General features: G+C 73.8%; 1 protein-coding gene. It reads right to left on the bottom strand.

Annotated features, from left to right (window positions below; all coding sequences use genetic code 11):
- Positions 1 to 623 (bottom strand): polyketide synthase (locus D7V80_RS41145; protein ID WP_147447415.1); only part of this gene is annotated, 623 nt, incomplete at both ends.

Below are 623 nucleotides of genomic sequence, written 5' to 3'. Positions count from 1 at the left end.
TCTTCACCCCGCCCAGACCACACGCGCCGGGCGCCCCCCCCTGGAACACCTGCTTGAGCGCCGCGACCTCAATCGGATCCCCCAACGCCGTCGCCGTCCCGTGCGCCTCCACATAGGACACGTCCGACGGCGCCACGCCCGCCACCGACAGCGCCTCGCGGATGACCGCCGCCTGCCCCTGCACCGAAGGCGCCGAGAACCCCGTCTTCGCGCCCCCGTCGTTGTTCAGCGCCGTGCCCAGCACGATGGCCCGGATGTTGTCCCGGTCCGCCACCGCGTCCGCCAGCCGCTTGAGCACCAGCATCCCCACGCCATTGCCCACCGCCGTCCCCGCCGCGTTCACGTCGAACGGCCGGCACCTCCCATCCGGCGCCAGGATGCCGCCCTCCTGGTTGCGGTGCGCCCCCAGCTGCGGCGTGCGGATGGACACGCCCCCCGCGAGCGCCAGGTCGCACTCGCCCGCGAGCAGCGACTGACAGGCCAGGTGCAACGCCACCAACGACGTGGAGCACGCCGTCTGCACCGTCATCGCCGGGCCCGTCAGGTCCAGTTCGTACGACACCCGCGTGGCGAGGAAGTCCCCGGAGAGCCCCAGCGCCCCCGCCAGCCCGGCGGCCACGTCC

Source organism: Corallococcus sp. CA054B (assembly GCF_003611625.1).
Lineage (GTDB): Bacteria > Myxococcota > Myxococcia > Myxococcales > Myxococcaceae > Corallococcus > Corallococcus coralloides.
This window is presented reverse-complemented; position numbering and strand designations above follow the sequence as displayed.